The sequence below is a fragment of the Nocardia sp. NPDC051981 genome, assembly GCF_040680715.1.
Taxonomy (GTDB): Bacteria; Actinomycetota; Actinomycetes; order Mycobacteriales; family Mycobacteriaceae; genus Nocardia.
On record NZ_JBFAXK010000059.1, the window covers coordinates 1 to 5,590 of the forward strand.

The following is a 5,590-nucleotide window of genomic DNA, read 5'->3' on the forward strand; positions in this document are numbered from 1 at the left end:
GTCGCAGTGGTCACATCAAGGCCATATCAGAAAGCTCGGGCCGGCCCTCTACGGGCCAACCCTGGCCACCATTTAACCCTTTGTCACCAGGCTCTTAGACGGCGGCAACCGGCGACAGCGGGCACCCGCCGTGGTAGGCGTGCCTCAATCCTCGAGGTATGGGGAACATCCGCATGCCGCATGTCGCGCTGACCAAACCGCCCTGCACGGGGCGGTGCCGACCGGAACCTGGTGCGCCGCGGAACGTCCGCTACTGCCGATTTCACGATGGTCGGCGATGTCGGAGGGCGGCATAGGCTTCTGTGTGGGAGGACTCCGCCGATAGGGCGATCGGCCTGGAATCGCATCTGTCACGGACCTACTGGCGGTGCGGATTCGGCGAGGTGGCAGAGTCCTCTCGAGCCATAAATGGACAGGAAGGTAGGTTGCTGTGCTGGTAGTCGTGCCCGGCCGAAAGATGCTGGGGCTGATACACGTCCACGCCTGGGCGTTGATCCTCGGCCTTGCCGCGGTAATCGTGCTTTTGGTCAATGTCCCGACTCTGCTGCATGGACTGCCTGCCCCAACCTGCAACGGTGCGCCCATGACGGAGAACAGTTCCTGCCAGGTCCTGGTGGAAGGCTCAGGCTACAAAAGACTCACTTACGATGAAATCCGTCAGCAGCAGCACGGAGGCGAGCACGACAGGGCCGTCATATGGACCATGGTCGGTGTCACCGGATTGGTCATTTCAGCTCTGTTGCTTGTGCCGCCCCGCAAGCGGAGTCCCACACCATCCGCACGACGGAGACGGCCCACCGGTCGCACACAGTAGCGCGAAACACTGCCGCGTCGGCTCATACGGAGCCATCCCGTATCTTCGGCTATGACGTTGCGTGAAGCTGACCACCGGCTCGCCGACGAACGTCCGCTTCCGGCGTCCCGCGCAGACCGAACAGGCCAGTGCGGGGCATCAGAAGATCTACGGGCACAGCGCCGTAGGCCCGCCAGCAGTGCGCGGTAAGTAGCCGCATACAGCGCTGACCGAACCGGCCAGCACGAGGCGCCAGTGGCCGGAACCTGTTGCGGTGCAGAACGTCCGCTATTGCCGAATGCAATGAACCTACGGACTTGTCTGACAGGTGATGCGGATCAGAGCTCGGGTTCGCGACTTGCGGTTAGATCGGCGGTCTGATCATCGAGCAGCTGCTCGCGCACCCGCATCGGTTCGAGCCTTCCGGACATACAGGTCCTGGGTTGCGCGAGCGACGATCTTTCCATCTGAATCATGAATCGTGGCGGCATGCGCGGTGATCGACTTGCCACCGTCGCGGGTGGTCTGTCGGATCTCGTCGACCTGCGCACGGGTGAGTTCCATTGTGGTGGTGACGATCCCGCGTCCTGGTGCCAAGAACTCGATCCCGGCGGTGGTATTCCAGACTCGATATCCGTTACCGAGCTGTCCTTGCGCCATGAGCCCGAAGAACGGGTCGGTCATCGAGAACAGCGTGCCGCCGAACGCGGCCCCATTGTGATTGCGGTTCCAGAACCGGACTCGCAGCGCCACCCGGACGGAGGTCCAGTCGTCTGCGACGTGCTCGACCCGCACACCGGCGAACAACAACGGCGGGTATGCGCTCATCGCATACCGGAACACCTGTGGCGAAGGCAGCCGCACCACATTCCCCCAATCCTGACCATCCCGAGGCATTTTCGGTCGGGAGGCTGCGCACTACGCGGATGAATAGCGGATTCGAAGCCACGACGACCATCAGCAGGGTAGTGCAGACCGACGTTGCGGGCGAAGCTCACCATGGCTCGCTGAAGGAGACTGCCGTGCCTATCGAACACGTCGCGGGAGATCACCGAACATCCGCAACTGCCGCATGTCGCGCCGACCAAACCGGCCAGCGCGAGGCGCCGGCGCTGAGATCGACGGCGGCCCAGAGACACGGTGGGCGCACGCGGGGTCATCGCCCGCGGATTGTGGTGCAGCTACGGCGATCCGGCGCAGAACGGTGGCGGCCTGATCGTCGACGTGACTGCCTTCGACCGCATCCACAACATCAATCCCGACACCGGGATCGTCGATGCCCATGCCGATGCCGGAGTCAGCCTCGACACATTGATCAGAGCCATTCTGCCCCAGGGCTTATAGGTTCCGTTGTTGCCGGGACCCGGCAGGTCACCGTGGGCGGTGCGATCGCCTCCGACATCCACGGCAAGAACCATCCGGACGTGCGGAGGCGGAGCTGTTCTGGGCCTGTTCCTCACGCGTGCTGTTAGCAACCTCTGCATTGCGAGGTTCTGCGGACCCAGTCGGTCGCCGTACGTAACGTAGGTCACATTGGTATGAAATATTCTGTTGCACAAGAGAAGTGCTGTTAGCTTGCCGAAGCGCTGCGTTGGCAGTGTGAGGTACGGCTAGGAGTATAAAGTGAAACATTCATGGTTTACTCGGGTGGGGTTCGGAATCGGCTCACTCGCGGCGTTGAGTGGGGCCGCGGTGCTCACCGCGGGCATGGCGGTCGCGGAAATCCCTGCGCCCCCGACGGTTCCGGGGCCCACCCACTGCGTGAACACCGCTTATCTGGTGTCGTTCTCGTCGAGCGGGCTGACCGCCGACGCCGCCCGGGTGGAGCTCATCGACTTCGCGCAGCAGACCCCGCAGCAGCCGACGATCGGCAGCGTGGTGGTCGTGAATGGAATCGATCCGGTCATCCAGTGGATTCCGACCGTTGTAGGCAGCCACGAGCTGACCGCCAACGTCATCTTCAAGGACGGCTCGGTCTGGGGTACCACCCGCAGCACCGTCACCGTGGCGGACGCGTCCGGCTGCGGCGGCACCCCCACGACCACTCCGCCGCCCACCACGACCACTCCGCCGCCGACTACAACCGCCCCGGCTCCGACTACGACCGCCCCGGCGCCCGCCGCCTGGCAGCAGGGCATCCACTACAACGTCGGTGACGTGGTGTCCTACAACGGGTCCCAGTACCGCTGCCTTCAAGCGCATACCGCGGACGCTCCGGACTGGACCCCGCCGAATACCCCGGCGCTCTGGCAGAAGATCTAGGACACGAAAGTCCTCCCGCGACAGGGAAGCGGGAGGGTTCGGGGTGTGCTGGTTCAGCTGACCAGGTCGCGGGTGTTCACCGCAGCTTGCAATGCGATCCGCCCGGAATGGCCGAAGCCCCGGTCGCGAGGCGACCGGGGCTTCGGTGAGAACCGTTGCGCTACTCAGATTTAGACGTCGAAGTACATTTCGGCCTGCCACCTGGGTATTTGTGGTTGTTGGTCGCATTGCACTAGCTGGCCTGCGGGTTCCCTGTTGATGGTTTGAGAGGGTTCCCGAATCCCCTGCGTATTTCTGTGTACCGAGATCGCTTGCAGCACTGCCGGAGCCCGCCTGCACACCACGGCGCCGCACATGTATCGTCTGCTCTACGAACAGGTACCCCGTACTCCCGCGAGCACTGAAAAGTTGAAGCAGTTCGAACAACTGCTCGCCAGCGAAGTCGCCTTCCACCTGAGCCGTCTCGGCGTAGGCGGAGGCGATCCGGTCCTGACCGCCGGTGCTGCTCGTTCAAGCCGTCGAAGCCCAAATCCACGGCGTCATTCTCGACCCGCTCGACGGCCGCACGATCGACGATTGCCTCGAGATCGTGATCAAGTTCTGAACACGAGCCCCCACCGCACAGACAACCTGATCGCGCCGCAGAGGTCTCAGCCGAGAATCCCCTACTGCCACATACCGCGCTGACCGAACCGGCCAGCGCGGGGCATCGGAAGATCAACGGGCCGTGCCGAGGCCGGCGGAACGTCCGCTTCTGCCGATGAGCGGCCGACCCGCCGGTGGGCACAGATGGTCTCTTATCGCTGGTGTTGATCGTTTCTCGAACTCGTCCCGAGTATGCGATCGAGAAGATGATCTACGAGTTCGACTGCGGAGTCTGCGGTGCCGTACCCCTGAAGCATGCCTTGAGCGAGTCCACCGATCGCCATCGCGACGAGCTCGGCATCTAGTTCGGGGTTTCTCAGGCTCGAGCCGTCTGCGTGCTGCGCTCGTCTGAGTTGATCCGCAACCACCATGACCAAAGCTCTTGGTGCGGCAAAGGTTTCCTCCGCGGTGATGCCTTGACCGGTGATGGCCGCCCAGCCGAAGGCACCGAGCACGAGAGCTTCCTCTCGACGTTGATCGTCGAGCGGCAGTAGTTCGGTCAAAACCGCCCGGAGGGCTTCGCGAGGTGCGGCGTTTGAGCCGAGGGCGGTCCACCGTTGCATGAACCGAGCGCCGGCGTCCTCCATGACCGATCGGTGGGTCGCCAGGAGGAATTCTTTCTTGGTACCGAAGTAGTACTGTACGAGCCGAACCGAGATCCCGGCCTCGGCGGCGACTGTTTGAAAGGTCACCCCTTCCAGGCCGCCGGTGACAATGACTCGCCTTACGGCATCGATGATGTGACGTCGCCGAACCTCGTGGTCGACCAATCGTGGCACGTGACCTGCCGCCTTCCTTCCGTATCGAGGAACCTTCGGTCTAGATGGTACGTGCATACCGCATCCATGGTACGTTCGTACCGCATTAAGTGATATGGACATACCGTAACGACGACGAAGGGGAGGCTCGTGCCGAAGATCGGGCGATTCACGAACACCGAGGCGAAGGCAGCTTTCTTGGCCGCGTACGACACTGTGGCAGCGCAATGGCCGGCGCCCTCGGTCGACCTCGATGTCGAAACCCCTTTCGGGACAACACGAGTACGAAAATCCGGATCCGGAGAGGGCACACCGATCGTGCTGCTGCCGGGCATCGGTGGCAACGGAATGGTGTGGCACCGGTTCATCGAAGAGCTGTCGCGCGACCACGTGGTGTACACGCCGGATGTCATCGGATGGGCCGGGCTGTGCGAGCAGACCGCACCGCTGAACGATGCGCAGGATATAGCGACGTGGATGGTTGCGGTGCTCGACGGTCTCGGCGAGAAGCGAGTGCACCTCGCTGGAAATTCCTACGGCGCCTGGCTGGCCGGTGTAGTCGCGGTGTACCACTCCAAGCGCCTCGCCAGCCTCACCATGTTCGAGCCCAGCGGAGCCACGTTCGCCAAACCGAGCTGGGGGCTGCTGCTCAAATTCCTCAAGGCAGGCATGCGGCCGACACCAGAACGCATGCGAAAGTTCAACAAGTGGCTGATGCCGGGGCTCGAGATGACTGACGACGAATTCGCAGTAGTCATGGCGACGACGAAGTACCGCTCGGGAGTGCCGTGGGATCGGCCCCTTACCGACGAACAGCTGGCCGCCATCACCGCGCCGAGTCTCATCTTGTACGGTGCCGAGACCGTCGTCAGCGATCCGGTACATGGCGCCGCTCGTGTCTACGCCCACATCCCTACGGCTGAAGTCGAAACCTATCCGGGCATTGGACACGATCTGCTGTGGGCCAATCCGGACCAGGTCATTCCGCGCTTCTTGAAGTTCATCGACAGCCACAATCCTGTCGGGGAATGAGACCTTGGATCGCCCCGGGTTTGAGGGAGACCGTTGGATCTGGAGAGGATCAACGGTATGGCTGGGAATCGGAGATATCCGCAGGAGCTGCGGGAACGCG

4 protein-coding genes and 1 pseudogene are annotated in these 5,590 nt (G+C 62.8%); 3 read left to right on the forward strand and 2 right to left on the reverse strand.

The genetic code is table 11. The annotated features are described in order from the left end of the window. Positions 1-1,174: 1,174 nt before the first annotated feature. A complete protein-coding gene (locus AB0L60_RS42180) occupies positions 1,175-1,621 on the reverse strand; it encodes a DUF4442 domain-containing protein (protein ID WP_364626513.1) in 447 nt (148 codons plus the stop codon). Positions 1,622-1,942: 321 nt separating this feature from the next. Here AB0L60_RS42180 and AB0L60_RS42185 point away from each other — a divergent pair. Beyond that, positions 1,943-2,211: pseudogene (locus AB0L60_RS42185) on the forward strand (FAD-binding protein); the annotation flags it as partial. A 229-nt stretch (positions 2,212-2,440) separates the two neighbouring features. Continuing rightward, positions 2,441-3,055, forward strand: a complete 615-nt coding sequence (locus AB0L60_RS42190) for a carbohydrate-binding protein (RefSeq protein ID WP_364626516.1) — start codon at positions 2,441-2,443, stop codon at positions 3,053-3,055. 797 nt (positions 3,056-3,852) lie between these two features. Here AB0L60_RS42190 and AB0L60_RS42195 read toward each other — a convergent pair. Further along, positions 3,853-4,479, reverse strand: coding sequence for a TetR/AcrR family transcriptional regulator (locus AB0L60_RS42195; protein WP_364626518.1), 627 nt, complete (start codon positions 4,477-4,479; stop codon positions 3,853-3,855). Positions 4,480-4,608: 129 nt separating this feature from the next. Here AB0L60_RS42195 and AB0L60_RS42200 point away from each other — a divergent pair, with 129 nt between their 5' ends. Next, positions 4,609-5,490: an alpha/beta hydrolase gene (locus AB0L60_RS42200; protein WP_364626521.1), complete on the forward strand. Its 882-nt coding sequence runs from the start codon at positions 4,609-4,611 to the stop codon at positions 5,488-5,490. Positions 5,491-5,590: the final 100 nt, after the last annotated feature.